17 protein-coding genes are annotated in these 19067 nt (G+C 72.2%); 4 read left to right on the forward strand and 13 right to left on the reverse strand.

Annotated features, from left to right (window positions below; all coding sequences use genetic code 11):
• Window positions 1-51 precede the first annotated feature (51 nt).
• The 6 genes from ACOJV7_RS02210 to ACOJV7_RS02235 all read right to left on the reverse strand — a co-directional run bounded on the left by ACOJV7_RS02210 (window position 52) and on the right by ACOJV7_RS02235 (window position 8006).
• Entirely contained in the window at window positions 52-1344 is a 1293-nt protein-coding gene (locus ACOJV7_RS02210) for an AI-2E family transporter (protein WP_420188527.1), read from the reverse strand.
• Between the two features lie 43 nt (window positions 1345-1387).
• Window positions 1388-1687: a hypothetical protein gene (locus ACOJV7_RS02215; protein WP_420188528.1), complete on the reverse strand. Its 300-nt coding sequence runs from the start codon at window positions 1685-1687 to the stop codon at window positions 1388-1390.
• Between the two features lie 88 nt (window positions 1688-1775).
• Window positions 1776-2363, reverse strand: a complete 588-nt coding sequence (locus ACOJV7_RS02220; protein WP_420188529.1) for a hypothetical protein — start codon at window positions 2361-2363, stop codon at window positions 1776-1778.
• 207 nt (window positions 2364-2570) lie between these two features.
• The gene (locus ACOJV7_RS02225) at window positions 2571-5030 is read right to left on the reverse strand and encodes a GcvT family protein (protein ID WP_420188530.1); all 2460 of its coding nucleotides are present in this window, start codon (window positions 5028-5030) and stop codon (window positions 2571-2573) included.
• A 46-nt stretch (window positions 5031-5076) separates the two neighbouring features.
• On the reverse strand, window positions 5077-5292 hold the full coding sequence (locus tag ACOJV7_RS02230) for a hypothetical protein (protein WP_420188531.1): 216 nt from the start codon (window positions 5290-5292) through the stop codon (window positions 5077-5079).
• The gene (locus ACOJV7_RS02235; protein WP_420188532.1) at window positions 5289-8006 is read right to left on the reverse strand and encodes an ATP-binding protein; all 2718 of its coding nucleotides are present in this window, start codon (window positions 8004-8006) and stop codon (window positions 5289-5291) included. The genes ACOJV7_RS02230 and ACOJV7_RS02235 overlap by 4 nt, the downstream gene beginning before the upstream one ends.
• Window positions 8007-8124: 118 nt before the next feature.
• On the opposite strand from ACOJV7_RS02235, the gene ACOJV7_RS02240 reads away from it, so the two are divergent.
• Complete coding sequence (locus ACOJV7_RS02240) at window positions 8125-9135, forward strand: cyclic nucleotide-binding domain-containing protein (RefSeq protein WP_420188533.1); 1011 nt, start codon at window positions 8125-8127, stop codon at window positions 9133-9135.
• A gap of 24 nt (window positions 9136-9159) precedes the next feature.
• Here ACOJV7_RS02240 and ACOJV7_RS02245 read toward each other — a convergent pair whose 3' ends face one another.
• Window positions 9160-10938 (reverse strand): 3-hydroxyacyl-CoA dehydrogenase family protein, encoded by a 1779-nt coding sequence (locus ACOJV7_RS02245; RefSeq protein ID WP_420188534.1) that lies wholly within the window; start codon window positions 10936-10938, stop codon window positions 9160-9162.
• A 94-nt stretch (window positions 10939-11032) separates the two neighbouring features.
• Between ACOJV7_RS02245 and nucS the strand changes: the two genes are divergently transcribed.
• Complete coding sequence (gene nucS, locus ACOJV7_RS02250) at window positions 11033-11728, forward strand: endonuclease NucS (RefSeq protein ID WP_420188535.1); 696 nt, start codon at window positions 11033-11035, stop codon at window positions 11726-11728.
• Between the two features lie 18 nt (window positions 11729-11746).
• Here the strand turns inward: nucS and ACOJV7_RS02255 are convergent, their stop codons facing one another.
• Window positions 11747-12370, reverse strand: coding sequence for a histidine phosphatase family protein (locus ACOJV7_RS02255; RefSeq protein WP_420188536.1), 624 nt, complete (start codon window positions 12368-12370; stop codon window positions 11747-11749).
• Between the two features lie 98 nt (window positions 12371-12468).
• Here ACOJV7_RS02255 and ACOJV7_RS02260 point away from each other — a divergent pair, with 98 nt between their 5' ends.
• Window positions 12469-13767, forward strand: coding sequence for a GNAT family N-acetyltransferase (locus ACOJV7_RS02260; protein WP_420188537.1), 1299 nt, complete (start codon window positions 12469-12471; stop codon window positions 13765-13767).
• 81 nt (window positions 13768-13848) lie between these two features.
• Here ACOJV7_RS02260 and ACOJV7_RS02265 read toward each other — a convergent pair whose 3' ends face one another.
• From ACOJV7_RS02265 to ACOJV7_RS02275, 3 genes are all read right to left on the reverse strand, one after another.
• Window positions 13849-15867 carry a protein meaA gene (locus tag ACOJV7_RS02265; RefSeq protein ID WP_420190362.1) on the reverse strand — a complete coding sequence of 673 codons (2019 nt, stop codon included), beginning with the start codon at window positions 15865-15867 and terminating at the stop codon, window positions 13849-13851.
• Between the two features lie 130 nt (window positions 15868-15997).
• Window positions 15998-17038, reverse strand: coding sequence for an acyltransferase family protein (locus ACOJV7_RS02270; protein ID WP_420188538.1), 1041 nt, complete (start codon window positions 17036-17038; stop codon window positions 15998-16000).
• 21 nt (window positions 17039-17059) lie between these two features.
• Complete coding sequence (locus tag ACOJV7_RS02275; protein ID WP_420188539.1) at window positions 17060-17422, reverse strand: STAS domain-containing protein; 363 nt, start codon at window positions 17420-17422, stop codon at window positions 17060-17062.
• A gap of 102 nt (window positions 17423-17524) precedes the next feature.
• Between ACOJV7_RS02275 and ACOJV7_RS02280 the strand changes: the two genes are divergently transcribed.
• A complete protein-coding gene (locus ACOJV7_RS02280; RefSeq protein ID WP_420188540.1) occupies window positions 17525-18196 on the forward strand; it encodes a cob(I)yrinic acid a,c-diamide adenosyltransferase in 672 nt (223 codons plus the stop codon).
• An 82-nt stretch (window positions 18197-18278) separates the two neighbouring features.
• On the opposite strand, the gene ACOJV7_RS02285 is transcribed toward ACOJV7_RS02280, so the two are convergent.
• Together ACOJV7_RS02285 and ACOJV7_RS02290 are read right to left on the reverse strand one after the other, a co-directional pair.
• The gene (locus tag ACOJV7_RS02285; RefSeq protein ID WP_420188541.1) at window positions 18279-18710 is read right to left on the reverse strand and encodes a DUF2550 family protein; all 432 of its coding nucleotides are present in this window, start codon (window positions 18708-18710) and stop codon (window positions 18279-18281) included.
• 19 nt (window positions 18711-18729) lie between these two features.
• Entirely contained in the window at window positions 18730-18999 is a 270-nt protein-coding gene (locus ACOJV7_RS02290) for a F0F1 ATP synthase subunit epsilon (RefSeq protein WP_420188542.1), read from the reverse strand.
• Between the last annotated feature and the right edge of the window lie 68 nt (window positions 19000-19067).

Consider the following 19067-nt stretch of genomic DNA (forward strand, 5'->3'; position numbering starts at 1 on the left):
GCGGAGGCGACCGGACGCGGCGCGAAGGCGACACGCCCCGCCGAGCACCCGCTACTGGTGCCGCTGCCGCGGAACGAGCACCTCGTCGACGAGCAGCAGGAACGCCGCCGCCACGGGAATCGCGAGCAGCGCGCCGAGCACGCCGAGCAGCGTCCCACCGGCCAGAGCCGCGACGACCGTCACCGCACCCGGCACTGACACCGTGCGCTGCATGATCCGCGGAGCGATGACGTAGTTCTCGACCTGCTGGTAGACGAGGTAGTAGATGCCGGCGATGAGCGCGCTCCGGGGCTCGTCGAAGAACGCGACGAGGCAGACGAGCACGGCACCGAGGGTCGCACCAACCATGGGAACGAGCCCGAGGAAGCCGACGAGCACGGCCAGCACCGCGGCATACGGGATGCCGAGGATGCTCATCATGACGTAGCTCAGCACGGCGTTCACCGTGGCGATGGCGACCTGGCCGATGGCGTAGGAGCCGGTGCGCCGCATGACCTCCTCGCTCAGCTGCGCAACACGGTTGCGGCGGCTGGCGGGGACCATCGAGTAGGCGACGCGCTTCATCTTCGGCAGCGAGGCGAGGAAGTAGAGCGTGAGGATGAGGATGGTGAAGGTCTGGAAGACGCCGTTGACGACGGCGCGACCGGCGCCGAGGACGCCGCCGAGCACCGAGCCGATGAAGTTCTCGTCGGTGAGGCGCTTGTTGAACTCCTCGCTGATCTTGTCGACGACGTCGTAGTTCTTGTCGAGCTCCTGGACCCACCTGGCGTTGAGGATGCGGTCGACGTAGCTCGGCGCCTCCTGCACGAGCTGGGTGCCCTGGGTGATGACCGGCGGGAAGACGAGCAGGCCGAGCAGCACGAAGACGACGATGACGCCGACGAAGACGATGGCGACAGAGAGCGAGCGGCGCAGGCCGCGACGCCCGAGCCACTCGACGATCGGGTTGAGCGCGAGGGTGAGGAAGAGCGCGACGACGAGGATCGTGATCGTCGTCGCGAGCCGCCCGAGCGAGTGCCACAGACCGATGGCGATGAGTGCGCCGAGCGCGCCGACGAAGCCGAGGTAGAACGGCGACTGCCGGTTCATCGGCCGGCCCATCTCGCCGAACTGGGTCGTGCCGGTCGTCGACGCGGTGGCCGGAGCCGCCGCCGGCGGGGCGGACGGCTCGTCGGACGTGTCCGGCTCCTCGCCGTCGTCGCTGCCGAGGAGGTCGGCGAGCAACCGGCGCTCGAGGTGCTCGTCCTCGTGGGAGATCCGGTTGCTCTCGCGCAGCGCGGCCCGCTGGCGCAGCCGGTACTCCCGCCACGATCGGACCGAGTTCTTGCCCCAGCTCAGGTTCACGTCGCCTCCACGTCCGGCAGCCTAGACGGGACGGAGGGGGTGCTCAGCGATACGCGCCGGGCGGCCTGCGACGCTCGCGCGCCGTCCAGCACGTCGAGTGCCAGTGGCGCCGGTCCCCCACGCCACCGACGCCCTCCTCGGGCCAGGCCACGACGTGCGGGACTCCGGGCGGGATGCCCTGCTCGCACCCGGGGCACAGGTAGGTGCGGTCGGACGACTCCCCGGTGACCCGGCGGACGGCCCAGCGCTGGCCGGCATACGACTCGGTCGTCGTCGTGCCGCGACCGAGGCGGCCGAGGGCGAGGGGCACGTCGTCGCGGCGACGGCGGTTGGCGCGGGGCATGGCTCCAGTGTCGCGCGCCGGTGCCCACGCGCACGAGGACGGTCCTGCAGCCGGGGCTGCGGGACCGTCCCTGTCGTCCGTGCCGTCGTCAGGCGGTGGCGGTCACCGGGGTCCGGCGGGCCGTGGCGCCGATCTCCTCCTCGACCGGGACCCGGCGGAGGTGGCGGAAGCCGAGGAGGCTGAGGACGATCATCGCGGCGGCGCCGGCGAAGCTGGCCCAGGCGGCGTACATCGCGATCTTGCCCATGGTCCCGAAGGCGTAGGCGTTGAGCAGGAGCCCGCGGAGGGTCTCGCCGCGGAAGGCGAGCTGCACGAGACCGGCGGCCTTCTCGTCGTCCGGGTTGGCGCGCGAGATGGTGCTCAGCTCCGAGTAGGTCTTGCCACCGGTCGAGGCGTCGAGGTGGACCTTGATGAAGTGGTCGGCGTAGGCCTTGGCCTGCTCACCGGTGAGGAGCTGCTGGCCGGCGTACTTCTCGAGGTAGGGCTTGACGGCCGGGTCCTCGAGCTGCTCGCTGCCCTTGTCGGGGAAGTAGATGTTCTGCGCCGCGAGCTGGGTCCGGACGTTGTCGTCGACGAAGTTGTTGGCCCACGAGAGCAGTCCGCCTGCGACGAGGAGGACCATGGCGACGATGAGGCCGCCCGTCGTGAGCATTGCATCCAGGGTGCGACGTCGCATGGCGGTACTTCCTTCTGGGCTGCTGCCCGGTGTGGTGGGTGCCTGTGCCGGCACCACCACTGTCGCGTGGGCGAGGGGACCCGCATCAGGGACATAGGTCCCGACTGCTGGACCGTTCACTGAGATCCGGGTCACAGGGCCCTCGACGCCATCGCCTCGTGCCTGAGCGGCAGTCCTCGCTTCCGAGCAGGCACACGAGGCGAGCGTTCAGGCCCGCACGCGCGCGCTCGTCGGGTCGTAGAGGGGACGGAGCGACACCGTGGCCGGCACCCGGGTCCCGGCGACGTCGACCTCCCACGCGCCCTCGTCGAGCCACGCCTTGGTCACAGGCCCGTCACCGGTGACCGCCGCGAGCCCCACCGCGCCGCCGAGGGTCCAGCCGTAGGACGCCGAACGCACGTCACCGACCGCAACACCGTTGCGCAGCACCACTTCCGCGCCGAACATCAGCGGCTCGGGATCCGTGAGCAGGACCTGGACGAGCTTGTCGTGGCGCGGCTGCTCGCGCTCGGCGACGACGGCGCCACGCCCGACGAAGTCGGTCTCGAGGTCGACGGCGAAGCCGAGTCCGGCCATCCCCACGGTGTCGGTGTTGTCGATGTCGTGGCCGTAGTCGCGGTAGGCCTTCTCGAGGCGGAGCGAGCCGAGTGCGCGCAGCCCGACAGGCAGGAGCCCGTATGCCGTGCCCTCCTCGCGCAGTGCCCTCCAGACCGTGGCCGCGTGCTCGCGCGGGAGGTACAGCTCGTAGCCGAGCTCACCGACGTAGGTGATGCGGACGCAGAGCACCTCGACCCCGGCCACGGTGATCGTGCGAGCGGTCCGGAAGGGGAACGCCTCGGTCGACAGGTCGGCGTCGGTGAGCGCGGCGAGGAGCTCGCGCGACCGAGGGCCCTGGACGTTGAGCTGCCCGGTGACCTCGGTGACGTCCTCGATGTTCACGTCGGCGTCGCCCACCTGCCGGTGCAGCCACGCGAGGGTGTGCCCGTGCGCCGTGTCGGAGGCGACGACGAGGAAGTCGCCCTCCCCTCGCTTCGTCACGGTGAGGTCGGCCTCGATCCGGCCGTCCGGTCCGAGCCACTGCGTGTAGGTGATCCGGTCGACCTCGCCGTCGACGTGACCGGCGCTCACCCGCTCGAGCACCGCGCCCGCGTCCCGGCCGGTCACGGCGAAGGTCGCCATGAACGACATGTCGATGAGCCCGACCGCCTCTCGGACGGCGCGGTGCTCGGCCTCCCAGTGCTCGAACCACGGCTGGCGACCCCACGAGGGCGTGAGGTGCGGCGTGCGGCCGTCGCCGGCATACCAGTCGGCGCTCTCCCAGCCCGAGACGTCCTTGAGCCTCGCTCCGGCGGCGACCATCTCGTCGTGGACCGGCGAGACGAAGGTGCCGCGTCCGGTGAGGAGCTCCACTCCGGGCGTGTGGGCGGCATACGTCCTGCCGAGCACCTCCATGACCCGGTCGCGGCGGTAGTCGCGGTGGAGCTGGTGTGGCCGGAAGCGCGCGACGTCGATGGCGGTGACGTCGACGTCGGGACGCCCGCTCGGGATCCACTGTGCGACAACGCGTCCGAGGCCACCGCTGCTGAGGATGCCCACCGAGTTGAGGCCGGCGGCGACGAAGTAGCCCTGCAGCCCGGGTGCCTCTCCGACGGCAGGCAGGCGGTCGGGGGTGAAGGACTCCGGGCCGCAGAAGAAGGTCCGCACGCCGGCGTCGAGCGTGACGGGCACGCGCGACATGGCGGTCTCGAGCGGGCCGGCCACCCGCTCCCAGTCCGGCGGCAGCGTGCCGAAGGAGAAGTCCTCGGGGATGCCGTCGAGGTTCCAGGCCGCCGCCTCCGGCTCGAAGAGGCCGACCATCATGCCGCCTCCCTCCTCGCGGTAGTAGCCGTGGCGGGCGGGGTCCTCGAAGATCGGTCCGTCGGGGTCGAGGCCGGGGATCGTGTCGGTGATGAGGTAGTAGTGCTCGGCGGCCTGGTTGGGGATGACGACACCGTGCCGCTCGCCCAGCTGGCGGGCCCACATCCCGGTGCAGTTGACGACCGTCTCGCACTCGATGTCGCCCGCGCTCGTGCGCACGCCCGTGACGCGCGGCAGCGCCCCGTCCTGGCGCGTGACGACATCGCCGACGCTCACGCCCTCGACGATGCGGACGCCGAGGGTGCGCGCCCCGCGCGCCAGCGACATCGTGAGGTCGACCGGGTTGACCCGCCCGTCGCCGGGCACGTGGAAGCCCGCGACGAGCCCGTCCATGTCGGCGTGCGGGAAGAGCTCGGCCATCTCGCGCGGCCCGATCTCGTCGACCTCGAGCCCGAGCCGCCGCTGGAAGGTCGCGACCCTCCGGTACTCCTCGAGCCGGTCGGTGTCACCCACCGCCTCGATGACCCCGACGGGGCGGAAGCCGGTCGAGAGCCCCGTCTCTGCCTCGAGCCGCGCGAAGAGGTCGCGGGAGTGGAGCCGGATGTTCGTCAGCGTCTCGCTCGTCGTGCCGAAGCACGTCATGAGCCCGGCGGCGTGCCACGTCGTGCCGCTCGTGAGGCGGTCGCGCTCGACGAGGACGACGTCGGTCACCCCCTCGTGCGCCAGGTGGTAGGCGATCGAGGTGCCGATGACGCCGCCACCGACGACGACGACACGAGCCCGGTCCGGGAGCTGCTGCGCTGCACTCACACGCGGAGGCTACCCAGCGCGGCTGCGCCGGTCTCGGGGCGCGCGCTCAGTGGCGCATCTTGAGGAAGTCGTGCAGCGCGCGCGGCACCTTCTCGGGCTTCTCCTTGGTCTCGCCCGTGAGGCCGAACATGCCGGCGCCCATGAGCGAGCCCTGCAGGTTCGGCGTGAGCTGCCCGGTGCGCTCGGCCTCGAACGCCTCCTGCTGCTCCTCGGCGCTCAGCGCGTTCCACCACTGGGCGAGCATCGCATCGTCGTTCGTCATGAGGAACTCCCATCGACTGGTCGGGAGGCGAACGTTATTTCCGGAGCGCCCGGACGTCCGGCGAACGGGCGGAAACCCCCCGAGTGGGCCAGTCCCTCGGCCACCGCGTCCTCGATGGCGAGCGTGGCCCCCCGGTCGCGTGCCCGGTCCCACTCGGCCGGTCCGAGGGACTCGCGGGCGGACGTGACGAAGCGGTCGAGGTGACGCTGGTCGGGGTCGGCGCGTGGGATGCCGGCGACCTCGCGCTGCCGGTCCGACGCACCGAGGAGGGTGGCCGCGAGCGCCCCCTCGCCCAGCGCGGCCCACACCGACGCGCCGGAGTCGAGGAGGTCCAGCGACAGCTCGACGTCACCGAGGGCGACCGCCTCGTCCGCGACCGCCACGAACTGCTCCAGGGCGGCCTCGGCGCCCTCGGCGTTGAGCAGGGCCGGGATGAGGTTGCACTGGTTGATCGCCACCCCCCACGGGTCGCCGAGCGCGCGGTCGGCCTCGACCGCCCGGCGGGCGGCGACGACGGCGTCGCCGTACTCGCCCGCGTCGAGGTGGATCTGGACGACGTTGCTCAGGGCGATGGCCTCACGGTGGGTGTCGCCGATGTCGCGGGCGAGGGCGGTGCTGCGCAGGATGAGCTCGCGCGCGGCCTCGGTGTCCCCGGCCTCCCGCCGGGCCACTCCGAGGCTGTTGGACTCCCTCGACTCGCGGAAGGGGTCGCCGATGCGGTGCGCCAGCTCCAGCGCCCGTTCGAGGGCCTGCGAGCCCGTGGCCAGGTCGTTCTGCTGCACCGCGAGGATCCCCTTGCCGTGGAGCGCGTCGACGAGCCGCCCGGGATCGGCGTCGTCGTCGCTCTCGAGGACGCCGAGGGCGCGGTCGTGCCACGCGCGTCCCTCGGCGATGTAGCCGAAGCGGTACCAGTAGGCGTCCATCGGCTCGAGCAGGGCCAGCCCGCACTCGCGCCGCTCCGGTGTCGTGACCCGGCCGGGCGCCAGGCACCAGTCGAGCGCCGACCGGATGTCCTCCTCGACCGCCTCCATCCGGTCGAGGGCCGTCATCTGATGGGGTCCGGTGAGGAGGGCGCTGATCCCCGTGGCGACGTGCACGCACCAGCGAGCGTGCCGGAGCCGGATGTCGTCGCGCTCGCCCGCGGCACCGAGCCGGTCGCGGGCGAAGCGCCGGATGGTCTCGAGGAGCAGCACCATCGGCTCGCCGTCGGAGCCCTCGACGATCTCGACGAGGCTGACGTCGACGAGGTGTGCGACGAGGTCGAGCGGGTCCTCCCCCTCGTCCGCGGCGACCGCCTGAACGGCGTCGAGCCCGACCCGCCCGGCGAAGACGCCGAGCCGCCGCAGGGCCCGCTGGCTGTCGTCGTCGAGGAGGTCCCAGCTCCATGCGATCGTCGCGGCCAGCGTCTGCTGCCGCGAGGCCCGGTGGCCGGTCGTGAGCCGGTCGCCGAGGTGGTCGTCGATGCGGGCGAGCAGGGCCCGCGGGCTGAGCAGCTGCGACCGGGCCGCGGCGAGCTCGATGGCGAGCGGCAGCCCGTCGAGCCGCCGGCAGAGGGTGACGACCGCGTCGAGGTTGTCGGGGGTGAGCCGGAAGCTCGGCCGCACCATCCGGGCCCGCTGCTCGAAGAGCTCCACGGCCCCGGCCCGGGCGGCCTCGACGTCCTGCGGGGTCACCGCCGGCACGGCGAGCACGGCGACCGGGTAGACGTGCTCGTCGACGAGGTGCAGCGGCCGCCGCGACGTGGCGAGCACCGCGACGCCGGGGGCGGCGGCGAGGAGGTCGGCGACGACGTCGGCGGCCTCGGGGATCTGCTCGAGGTTGTCGAGGACGAGCAGGGCCGTCCGGTCCGCGAGGAAGCGCCTCACCCGGTCGTGCGGCAGCACCTCGGCGTCGACGGGCGCGCCGACCGCCTCGGAGATGCCCGACCACATGAGCGCGGCCCGGTCGGCGGTGTGCAGCGGCACGAAGATGATCTCGTGCGGGAACCGGTCCTGCAGGTCCCGCGCGACCGCCACGGCCAGGCGGGTCTTGCCCGTGCCACCCGTGCCGGTGAGCGTGACGAGCCGGGCCCGCGTGTCCTCGAGCAGTCCCGTGACGTCGTCCACCTCGCGCTCGCGCCCGATGATCTCGCTCGCGTATGCCGGCAGGTTGGCCTGGGTGCCCAGGCTCCGGAGCGGGGGATGGTCACCGAGCAGCCCGGGGGCCGTCAGCTCGTAGAGGTGCACCGGCTCGGGCAGGTCCTTGAGCCGGTGCAGGCCGAGGTCCCTCGCGCCGATGTCGTCGCCGACGCTCGCGGCCAGCGCCTGCGTGGCCGCCGAAAGGACGACCTGGCCGCCGTGCGCGGTGGCGGCGATCCGCGCGGCCTGGTGGACGTCGAGGCCGATGTAGCCCTCACCGTGGCGCTCGGGCTCGCCGGTGTGCAGCCCCATCCGGACCCGCAGGCGCGAGTCGTCGGGCCAGTCGTGCTCGAGCAGCCGGCGCTGACCCTCGACGGCCGCGAGCACCGCGTGCTGCGCCGACGTGAAGACGACGAAGAAGCTGTCGCCCTCGGTGCCCATCTCGCGTCCGTCGTGCTCCGCGAAGGTCGCCCGGAGGATCTCGCGGTGCGCCGTGAGGGCCTCGCCCCAGCGCGCGCCGAGGCGCTGGAGCATCGAGGTCGACCCCTCGATGTCGCTGAAGAGCAGGGTGAGGGTCCCGCCCGGCAGGGAAGGCATGGCTCAGTATGTCCGCTGGTCAGGGCGCTGTCTGCCCGATTTCCCCGACCTCCGGACACCCCGGCGACGTCTTTGTATCGTGGACGGACAGGCGAGGTCCGTGGGACATGGAGGCCGGATGCGACTCGAGGGAGCCGTGACATCGGTGTCGTGGATTCCGAGCGAGTCCGTGACGGGGTCGGTCTACCGCGTGCCGTTCGAGGTCGGGTTCGCGCACTACGACGCCCCGCCGCCGGACCACCTCGACGACGTCGACACGCTGCTGGCGGCCGACCGGGCCCGCTTCTGCAACCGGCTGAAGGCGTGGATCGAGGTCGAGGACGGGCGCGTCGTCGCCCACGGCCACGACGGCTCCGGGGCGATCGGCTCGACGACGGTGCGCCTCGGACCCCGGGACCTCACCTTCACCGCGATGGCGCTGCCCGACCGACGGCGTGCGGAGCCGGTCGGCGACACGGCGGTGCGCTTCGAGCAGACGGCCGGCGGGCGCACGGGCGTGCCGGCGCCGCGCCGGGTGAGCCACCCGCCCTACGTCCAGTACCTCGCACCCACCGCATGGACGACGCTGGCCCTCACCCTCCACGTCGACGGCCGGCAGGAGCTCGAGCTCGTCGGCGCGAGTCCCTTCCCCCGGCACTGGGTCTACGACGGCGAGGGCCGGCTCACCTCGAAGTCGGCGACGATCGACTACGCGCGGTGGAGCACGGAGGCCTTCGGACGGCATACGCCATGGGGCGACACGGACTCCCCTGCGTTCGTCAGCGAGGTCGAGAGCGCCCTCGAGCGCCAGCTGTCGGTGCGGATCATGCGTTCGGGCACCACGCCGCGGACGCGCCGGCTCGCGCAGGGCGAGCGGCTCACGACGCAGGGCGAGCCGGCCGACGAGCTCTTCCTCCTCCTCGACGGCATGCTCGCCGTGGACGTCGACGGCGAGACCCTCGCCGAGATCGGGCCGGGCGCCGTCCTCGGTGAGCGGGCCGTCCTCGAGACGGGCCGCCGCACCGCGACCCTGACGGCCCTCACCCCGTGCCGGGTGGCGGTCGCCCCACGCGACACCATCGACCTCGACGCACTCCACGAGCTCTCGGCCGGGCACCGACGCGAGGACGCCCCACCCGACGAGGGGTGAGGCGTCCGGTCGCGCTGTGCGGCGTCAGGCGTAGGTGCGGAAGCCGCGCCCGGTCTTGCGGCCCAGGTAGCCCGCCGTGACGAGGTGCTCGAGCAGCGGCGCCGGCGCGTAGCCGGGCTCGCGGAACTCGGTGTAGAGCTCGCGCTCGATGGCGAGCGAGACGTCGAGCCCGACGACGTCGAGCAGCTCGAAGGGACCCATCGGCAGGCCGCAGCCGGTCTTCATCGCCGTGTCGATGTCGTCGGCGCTCGCGTAGTTGGCCGACAGCATCTTGATGGCGTCGTTGAGGTAGGGGAAGAGCAGCGCGTTGACGATGAAGCCGGAGCGGTCACCGCATGTCACGGGGTGCTTGCCGATCTCGCGGCACAGCTCCTGCACCGTCGCGACGACGTCCTCGCCGGTCGAGACCGTGTGGACGACCTCGACGAGCTTCATGACCTGGGCCGGGTTGAAGAAGTGCATGCCGATGACGTCCTCGGGGCGCGAGGTCACCTTGGCGCAGTCGATGATGGGCAGCGACGACGTCGTCGTCGCGAGGATGGCACCGGGCTTGCAGACCTTGTCGAGGTCGCGGAAGAGCTCCTGCTTGAGGTCGAGGTCCTCGGCGATCGCCTCGACGACGAGGTCGACCTCGGCGAGGTCTGCCCGTGACGTCGTGGGGTGGAGCCGCGCGAGGAGCGCGTCGGCCTCCTCCTGCGTCGCCCGGCCCTTCTCGACGGCGCGCGCCTGAGAACGCTCGATCGCCGAGCGGACGCCGTCGAGCCGCTCCTCGGTGCGTGCGACGTAGGTGACCTGCTTGCCCGCCTTGGCGAAGACCTCGATGATCCCCGTTGCCATCGTGCCGGAGCCGACGACGCCGACCGAGGTGACCTCGCGCAGCGTCACCCCCTCGGCGCGGCCCTCGGCGGGGGTGTGGGCGTCGGCGACGACCTCGGGCGAGCCCGCGGCGGCGTAGGTGTAGAAGCCGCGCCCGGTCTTGCGACCCTTGAGCCCCGCGGAGACCATCTGCTTGATGATCGGGCTCGGTGCGTGGAGGCGGTCGCGTCCCTGCTTGTACATCGTGTCGAGGATCTCGTATGCCGTGTCGAGACCGATGAGGTCGAGCAGGGCGAGCGGGCCCATCGGGTAGCCGCAGCCGAGCTTCATCGCGGCGTCGATGTCCTCACGCGTGGCGTAGCGGCTCTCGAACATCGAGACCGCGTGGTTGAGGTAGCCGAAGAGCAGCGCGTTGGCGATGAAGCCGGCCTTGTCGCCCACGACGACGGGCTTCTTGTCGAGCCGCTCGGCGAGCGCCTTGACGTCCTCGAAGACGTCGTCGGCGGTGATAACCGTGCGGATGACCTCGACGAACTGGAGGACCGGGGCCGGGTTGAAGAAGTGCATGCCGACGACGCGCTTGGGGTTGCCGGTCGAGGCGGCGATCTCGGTGACCGGGAGCGAGGACGTGTTCGTCGCGAGGATCGCGTCCGGGGAGACGATCGTGTCGAGCGCGGCGAAGATCTCCTTCTTGAGCTCGAGGTGCTCGGGGACGGCCTCGACGACGAGCTGGCAGTCGGCGAGCGCGTCGAACCCGGTGGCATAGGTCACGTGTCCGTGGAGGGCGTCGTGGGCGGCCTGGTCGATTTTGCCGCGGTCGAGTGCCCGGCCGGTCGACTTCGCGAGGAAGGAGCGCCCACGCTCGACGGCCTCGTCGTCGGCGTCGACGGCGACGACGTCGATCCCGTTGCGCGCGAACACCTCCACGATGCCGGCACCCATGGTGCCCAGTCCGATGACGCCTACCCTGGTGAACTCGCGTGACATGGTCGGAATCCTCCCAGACCCCGTATGCCGTGTGGACCGCCTCCTAAGGTGAGAGTCCTCACCGTGGGTAGTGGCGGACCGTTAGGGTGACCCGGTGCGAGTGGTGATTGCGACGTGCAGTGTCGACTACGACGGGCGGCTGACCGCCCACCTCCCGCTCGCGACCCGGCTGCTCATGGTCAAGGCCGACGGCTCGGTGCTCATCCACTCCGACGGCGGCTCCTACAAGCCGCTCAACTGGATGTCACCACCCTGCGCGATGGCCGAGGTCGAGCCCGACGAGTCCGAGGTCGCCGACGGCGTCACGGCCGTCTGGGTCGTCCAGCACGCCAAGTCCGAGGACCGGCTGCGAGTCCGCCTCCACGACGTCCACAGCGACACCAGCCACGACCTCGGGGTCGACCCGGGCCTCGTCAAGGACGGCGTCGAGGCGCACCTCCAGAAGCTGCTCGCCGAGCACATCACCACCCTCGGCGACGGCTGGACGCTCACCCGACGCGAGTACATGACGCCCATCGGCCCGGTCGACATCCTCTGCAAGGACGCGTCCGGCGGGACCGTCGCGGTCGAGATCAAGCGGCGCGGCGAGATCGACGGCGTCGAGCAGCTCACCCGCTACCTCGAGCTCATGAACCGCGACCCCCACCTTGCCCCGGTGACCGGCATCTTCGCCGCGCAGCAGATCAAGCCGCAGGCGCGCACGCTCGCCGAGGACCGCGGCATCCGCTGCGTCGTCCTCGACTACGACGACCTCAAGGGCATCGACAACAGCGAGCACCGGCTCTTCTAGTCGAGCGACCTAGACGACCTAGACGACCGAGCGGTCGGTGCTGCCCGGCCACGAGACGACGGTGACGTCATCGGCGTCGACGAGGACCTCGGCGACGGCGCAGTTGGGCAGGTAGAGCTGCTCGGCGAGGTCGCTGCGCACGTTGCGGCCCATCCGCGGGACCGCGAACGACATCACCCCGCCGTGGGTGAAGACGAGGACCGTCTCGCCGCGGTGGAGGTCGGCGATCTCCTCGACGGCGGCGCGGTAGCGGTCGAGGACGGCCCGGCCGCTCTCGCCGCCGGGGACCACCGTCCCGAGGTGACCGGCCCTCCACGCCTCGAAGACACCGAGCAGCTCGGGGTCGTCGTGCTCGCGACCCGCGAGCGCCCCGACCGAGAGCTCCTCGAGCCCGTCGACGACCCGCGAGGCGACGCCCAGCGCCTCGGCGGCCACCACACCGGACTCGACCGCCCGCTGCAGCCGGCTCGTGTAGACGGCGGCGACGTTGCGCGAGCGCAGCGAGCCGGCGAGCTCGAGGACCTGGGCACGGCCGCTGTCGGTGAGCCAGCCGCCGTCGTCCGAGAGCACGGCGGGGTGGGGGTAGCCCGCGTCGCCGTGCCGGGCCACGAGCAGGGTCGCCGGGCAGTGCAGGTCGCTCACCCGCCCACCATCCCACGTCGCCCCGACCCCGCACCCGTATGCCGTCCGCGCGCCAAAGTCGGTCGACAGCGCAGCCGCGTCGCTGGTTGGCTGGCGGCGTGAGCTTCCACACCGGCACCGGCCACCTCGACGTCGTCACGCTCGACCTGCACGACGAGTCCGAGGACACGCGCGCCCGCGTGCGCGGGTGGGTGGAGGCGGTCCACCGCTCGTTCCACGAGCAGACCCCCAGCGACGAGCACCTCGAGAAGTGGCTCACGGTCCAGCGCGGCGAGGAGGCGGTCCTGCGGGGCGTGTGGGAGCAGCCGGACCTCCCGCTCGCCGGAGCCATCCCGGTCGCGACCTTCGGCTACTTCGACAAGCACCTCAATACCGGCGCCTCGATGCTGCTCGTGCGGATGATCACCGACGTCACGGTGTCGCCCACGCACCGTCGGCGGGGCCTCATGCGTCGGCTCATGACCGAGCACCTCGACGAGGCGGCCCGCGAGGGCCTCGCCGTCGCCGTGCTCACGGCGTCGGAGGGATCGATCTACCAACGCTTCGGCTTCGGGGTGGCCACGACCGAGCAGTCGGTGCGCATCGACACCTCCGCGAAGTTCCGGATGCGTCGCCCGGTGGACGACGACGGTCGCGTCGTCCTCGTCGAGCCGGGCCCGGGCTGGGAGTCGATGCGGACGGCATACGAGCGGTTCCACGAGGCGACGCGCGGCAGCCTCGAGCGGCCCGGCTACTACGAGACCTGGCTGCGCGGCTACGACTGGGAGGAGCAGGGCGAGGACCGCGCCCAGCGGGTCGCGGTCCGGCTCGACGCCGACGGGCGGCCGGACGGCTTCGTCGTCTGGGCGGTCAAGGAGGTCGACGACGCCTACGAGGTGCGCGTGCGCGACCTCATCGGCGTCACGCCGCAGGCGCGGCTGGCGCTCTGGCAGTTCGTCGCCGACATCGACCTGGCCGACGTCGCGGTCGCCACGACCCCGAACCTCGACCCGCTCCCGCTCGCGCTCGTCGACCATCGCGTCGTGCGGGTCCGCCAGCGGCCCGACCACGTCTGGGTGCGCGTTCTCGATGTGCCGGCCGCGCTGGCCGCACGGCCGTGGTTCGCCGACGACGTCCTCACGCTGCGGGTTCACGACCCGCTCGGCCACGCCGACGGGCACTTCACCCTCGGCACTGCCGACGGGCGTGTCCACGTCACTCCGGCCGGCGAGTCCGAGGCCGACGTCGAGCCCGACGTCGAGCTCGACGTCGAGACGCTCGGCGCGCTCTACCTCGGTGGGGTCAGGGTGCCGAGCCTCGTCGACGCAGGTCGCCTCACCGGCTCCACCGACTCGCTGGAGCGGTTCGCCGCGATGGCCGACGGCGGGCCGACGCCTCGCTGCGCGACGCACTTCTGACGCACGCGCAACCTGTTGCCAGTTCCAGCGCCCCGCGGCCGGGCTGGCTCCGGACGAACCGCTGGAACTGGCAATCAGTCGTCAGACGGGGGTGGGTTCCGCGCCCTCCGTGTGCCGTGACTCGCGGATGACGTCGACGAACCTGCCCATGATGTCGTTGAGCCCGAAGTCCTTCGGGGTGAAGACCTCGGCCACCCCGAGCGCCTTGAGCCGGGCCGCGTCGGACTCGGGGATGATCCCGCCGACGACGACCGGGATGTCGCCGGCCCCGGCGTCGCGCAGCCGCTCGAGCACCTCGGGCACGAGCTCCATGTGCGAGCCGGAGAGGATCGAGATGCCGACGAGGTGGACGTCCTCGGACACCGCGGCCGCGACGATCTGCTCCGGCGTGAGCCGGATGCCCTGGTAGATCACCTCGAAGCCGGCGTCGCGCGCCCGGACGGCGATCTGCTCTGCGCCGTTGGAGTGGCCGTCGAGCCCGGGCTTGCCGACGAGGATCCTCAGGGTCTCGCCCAGCTCGTCACGGAGGTCGGCCACACGCTGTCGGACCGCGGTGAGCTCGGTCCCGGCCGCACCGCCGGTGAGACCGACCGAGCCGGTGACGCCCGTGGGGGCCCGGAACTCACCGAAGACGTCACGCAGCGCCTGGGCCCACTCCCCCGTCGTCACCTCGGCGCGGGCGCACTCGAGCGAGGCCTCCATGAGGTTCTCGTCGGTCGCCGCCACCTCGCGCAGGCGGGCCAGCGCCGCGGCCGCGCGGTCGCGCCGGGCCGGGTCGGCGTCGCGCTGCTCGCGCCACTGGCGCACCGCGGTCGCCGCGGCCTGCTCGACCCCGGCGTCGACCGTCTGGATGGCGGTGTCGAGGTCGGCGGTGAGCGGGTTGGGCTCGGTCGACTCGAACCTGTTGACGCCGACGATGACGTCCTCGCCGGCCTCGATCCGCTGGCGCCGCAGCGCGTGCGAGGCGACGAGGGCCGACTTCATGTAGCCGCTCTCGACGGCCGCGACGGCCCCGCCCATCTCCTGCACCCGGGCGATCTCGGCCTTGGCGCCGGCGACGAGCTCGGCGACCTTGGCCTCGACGACCGTCGACCCGGCGAAGAGGTCGTCGTACTCGAGCAGGTCGGACTCGAAGGCGAGGACCTGCTGCATCCGCAGCGACCACTGCTGGTCCCAGGGGCGCGGCAGCCCGAGCGCCTCGTTCCACGCCGGCAGCTGGACGGCGCGGGCACGCGCGTCCTTCGACAGCGTGACCGCGAGCATCTCGAGGACGATCCGCTGGACGTTGTTCTCGGGCTGGGCCTCGGTGAGGCCGAGCGAGTTCACCTGCACGCCGTAGCGGAAGCGGCGCTGCTTGGCGTCGGTGACGCCGTACCTCTCCCGGGTCAGCTCGTCCCAGAGCTCGACGAAGGCGCGCATCTTGCACATCTCCTCGACGAAGCGGACGCCGGCGTTGACGAAGAAGGAGATGCGGGCGACGACCTCGCCGAACCGCTCCGGCGGCACCTGCCCGGCGTCGCGGACCGCGTCGAGGACGGCGATCGCCGTCGACATCGCGTAGGCGATCTCCTGCACGGGTGTCGCGCCGGCCTCCTGCAGGTGGTAGCTGCAGATGTTGATCGGGTTCCACTTGGGGATCTCGGCGACGGTGTAGCTCACCATGTCGGTGATGAGCCGCAGCGACGGCGCCGGCGCGAAGACGTAGGTCCCGCGCGAGAGGTACTCCTTGATGATGTCGTTCTGGGTCGTCCCCGCGAGCGCCCTGACGACGCTGGCCGGGTCCTCGCCGGCTGCCTCGGCCTGCTCCTCCGCCGCGACCTGGTACATCGCGAGCAGCCACATCGCCGTCGCGTTGATCGTCATCGACGTGTTCATCTGCCCCAGCGGGATCTGGTCGAAGAGCGCCTTCATGTCGCCGATGTGCGAGATCGGCACGCCGACCTTGCCGACCTCGCCGCGCGCGAGCACGTGGTCGGGGTCGTAGCCGGTCTGCGTGGGCAGGTCGAACGCGACGGACAGCCCGGTCTGGCCCTTCTCCAGGTTGCGCCGGTAGAGCGCGTTCGACGCAGCGGCGCTGGAGTGGCCGGCATACGTGCGCATGACCCAGGGGCGGTCGCGCTCGGGACGAGCGGGGGCGGCAGCGTCGGGGGCGTCGGGTCGGTCGTCGGCCATGGCGGCGACGCTACCGGCGGGCCAGCAGGCGAGACAGGGTCTCAGGCGGTGAGAGTCCTCACGCCGCGTCGACCGTCACCGGTGGCCGCCGGGAGGGCGAGACGGCGTCGAGGACCGCCTCGACCGGACCTCGTCCGACCAACCTGGCCCAGGCCCAGGCGGCGAGCACGCTCACCCCGACGAAGAGCGTGAACGGCAGCCAGCCGCCGTCGGGGAACGCCGGGATGACGGGCACGAGCAGCGCCACGTGCGCCACGTAGAGCGAGAGGGCGACCGTGCCGACCGCGGCCAGCGGACCGAGCACGACGTGCTGCACTCCTCTCGCCTCGCCCCCGATCCACACCGCCATGACGAGCCCGTATGCCGCGAGCGCGAGACCGTTCTCCTGCAGCTGGTCCGTGTGGTCGCCGGAGAAGACGACGGGGTGGCCGAGCAGCTCGGCCGCGAAGCTCGCCCAGACGAGGGCGAGACCGCCCATGAGGCACCACCACGAGGTCCGCTCGTCGCGCAGCCCTCGCCGGGCGAGGACCGCGCCGACGAGGAAGAGCGGGAGCAGCGAGAGCACCCGGTAGTGGGTGTTGAGGACGAGCCACTCGAGCACCGGGTTGCCGGCCCATGAGGTGGTGGGCGACGTGCCTCCCGCCTCTCCACCGGCCGCTCTCGTCACCGCCGCGATGACCGAGGGGGCGACGAGGAGCAGGACGACCGCGAACCCGAGGAGCCAGCGCGAGCCGAGCAGGAGCAGCGGCGTCCCGACGATGACGAGCATTCCGAGGATGTGGAGGATGACGGCGACCCAGTGGTCGAGCTGCTCCAGCCCAACACCGAGGGCGATGAGAGCCACCCCGCGCACGCCCGCACGGGCGAGACCACGTCCGACCGACGGACCGGGGAAGACGAGGCCCGCCGCGGCGCCCATGACGAGCGCGAAGAGCGGCGAGGCCAGGTCGTTGACCTGGAGGAGCAGGAACGTCGCGGCCTCCGAGAGCCGGGCGCTGACGAAGGGCAGGGCGTGCGCGACGACCATCGCGACGACCGCGAGGCCCCGGGCGGCGTCGAGCCCGAGGAGCCTCGTGGCCGGCGCCGGAGGTGTCGTCACCCCGACAGCGTGGCAGACGGGTCAGCCGGCAGCGGGGACGACCACCGCGTCGGCGGGGTCGACATGGCCGACGACGTGGCTCATGCGGGCCCGGCGGAGCAGGCGGTGGGTGCGGTCGTCGGCGTCGACGATGCAGAAGGTGCGCGAGCCCCGGCGAGCCCGGCGCAGGCACTCGACGAGGACGCCGAAGCCGGTGGCGTCCCCGATCTCGCACTCGGCCAGGTCGAGCAGCAGGTCGTCCGTGCCGTCGTCGACGACCCGGTGCAGGACGATCCGCAGGTCGGGGACGGAGCGGACGTCGAGTCGACCGCGCAGCGAGACGTGGTGCCCGGACGCGTCACGGTGCTCGTCGAGCGCGACGATCTGGTCTCGGCGGTGGGCCACGATGCACCCCTTTCCCTCTGGCGACCATTGAACGTGACCCTCTCCCCGCCCGGGGCATGCCACCGGTAAAGAGTCGGTCAAGACATCTGGCAGGCTCGAGCCATGGTCAACCTCACCCGCATCTACACCCGGACCGGCGACGACGGCACCACCGGGCTCGGGGACTTCAGCCGCACCCGCAAGACCGACCCCCGGCTGGCCGCCTACGCCGACGTCAACGAGGCCAACGCGGTCATCGGCGTCGTGCTCGCCACGGGCACGCTCGACGACGACGTCCGGGCCATCCTCGGGCGGGTGCAGAACGACCTCTTCGACGTCGGCGCCGACCTGTCGACCCCGCTGCTGGAGAACCCGGAGTACCCGCCGCTGCGGGTCCGGAGCGAGTGGGTGGACGAGCTCGAGGCCGACTGCGATGCCCAGAACGCCCGGCTCGAGAAGCTTCGGTCGTTCATCCTCCCCGGCGGCACGGTCGCAGCCGCCCACCTCCACCAGGCGACGACCGTCGTCCGTCGTGCCGAGCGCGCGACGTGGGCCGCCATCGAGGCCCACGGCACCGAGGTCGGGACGACGAAGGGCGAGGGCGGGGTCAACCCGACCGCCGCGGCCTACCTCAACCGGCTGTCGGACCTGCTCTTCATCCTCGCGCGGGTCGCCAACCTCGACGCCGGTGGCGACGTCCTGTGGCAGCCGGGTGGCGGGCGCGCCGAGGCGCCCGAGAGGAGCCGCCGCGCCGCGGTCGAGGCAGCGGACGACCCCACGACCGACGACGACTGACGCCGCGCTCGGGGCGCCGACCGCGCGCCGGGCCTCAGTCGAGCCGCGCCTCAGACGGGTCGGGCCCCAGGAGAGCCGGGCGTCAGGCCACGTTGACGTTGTAGCCGGGCGGCGAGCTCTCGAGCCACGCACGGACGGCGGTGTAGGCGGCTGGGCTCATCGCGAGCTCCCAGTCGTGCGAGGTCGACCGCCCGGTGACGCAGACGGCATCCGGCGGCAGGCCCGGCACGGCGTCGGGGAGGCGCTGCGGCGCCCCGAGGTCGAGCTCGTGGCGCACCCACGAGTGCGCCGGTCGCGGCGAGGGCCCCACGACCGAGAACCAGTCGAGCCGGTCGCCGGAGATCCGGGCCAGACCGAGGCGCCACCGGCTGTGCTGCCCCGCGCTGATCGCGCAGAGCATGAGCGGCTTGCCACCGGCGATCCACCGCCGGCGCAGCCAGACGTAGAGGATGAGCGCCACCATGAGGGCGAGCGCCACCGCGAGCACCAGCTCGACGGCGACGATCGGCGTCATGTCGTGACCGAGCCCTGCGTCAGCTCTTGAGGCCGGAGGCGTCCACGGCCTCGGCGAGGATCGTCACGCGGTCGTGGTCGACGGAGAGGAAGCCGCCGTCGATCGTCGCGGAGCGGACACCGCCCTCACCGTGGATCCTGACCTCGCCCTCGACGAGGACGCCGAGGATGGGGGTGTGACCGGGCATGATGCCGAGCTCGCCCTCGATGGAACGGGCACTGACCTGGCTCGCCTCGCCCTCCCAGACCTTGCGGTCCGCGGCGACGAGTTCGACCTGCAGCTGGCTCACGTGTTCCTCCGGGAAGTGGTGTGGAGATGAAGTCTACCGGCGCTGGAGGAGTGCCTCCGACGCCGTGT

The sequence above is a fragment of the Knoellia tibetensis genome (genome assembly GCF_048606415.1).
GTDB classification, from domain to species: domain Bacteria; phylum Actinomycetota; class Actinomycetes; order Actinomycetales; family Dermatophilaceae; genus Knoellia; species Knoellia tibetensis.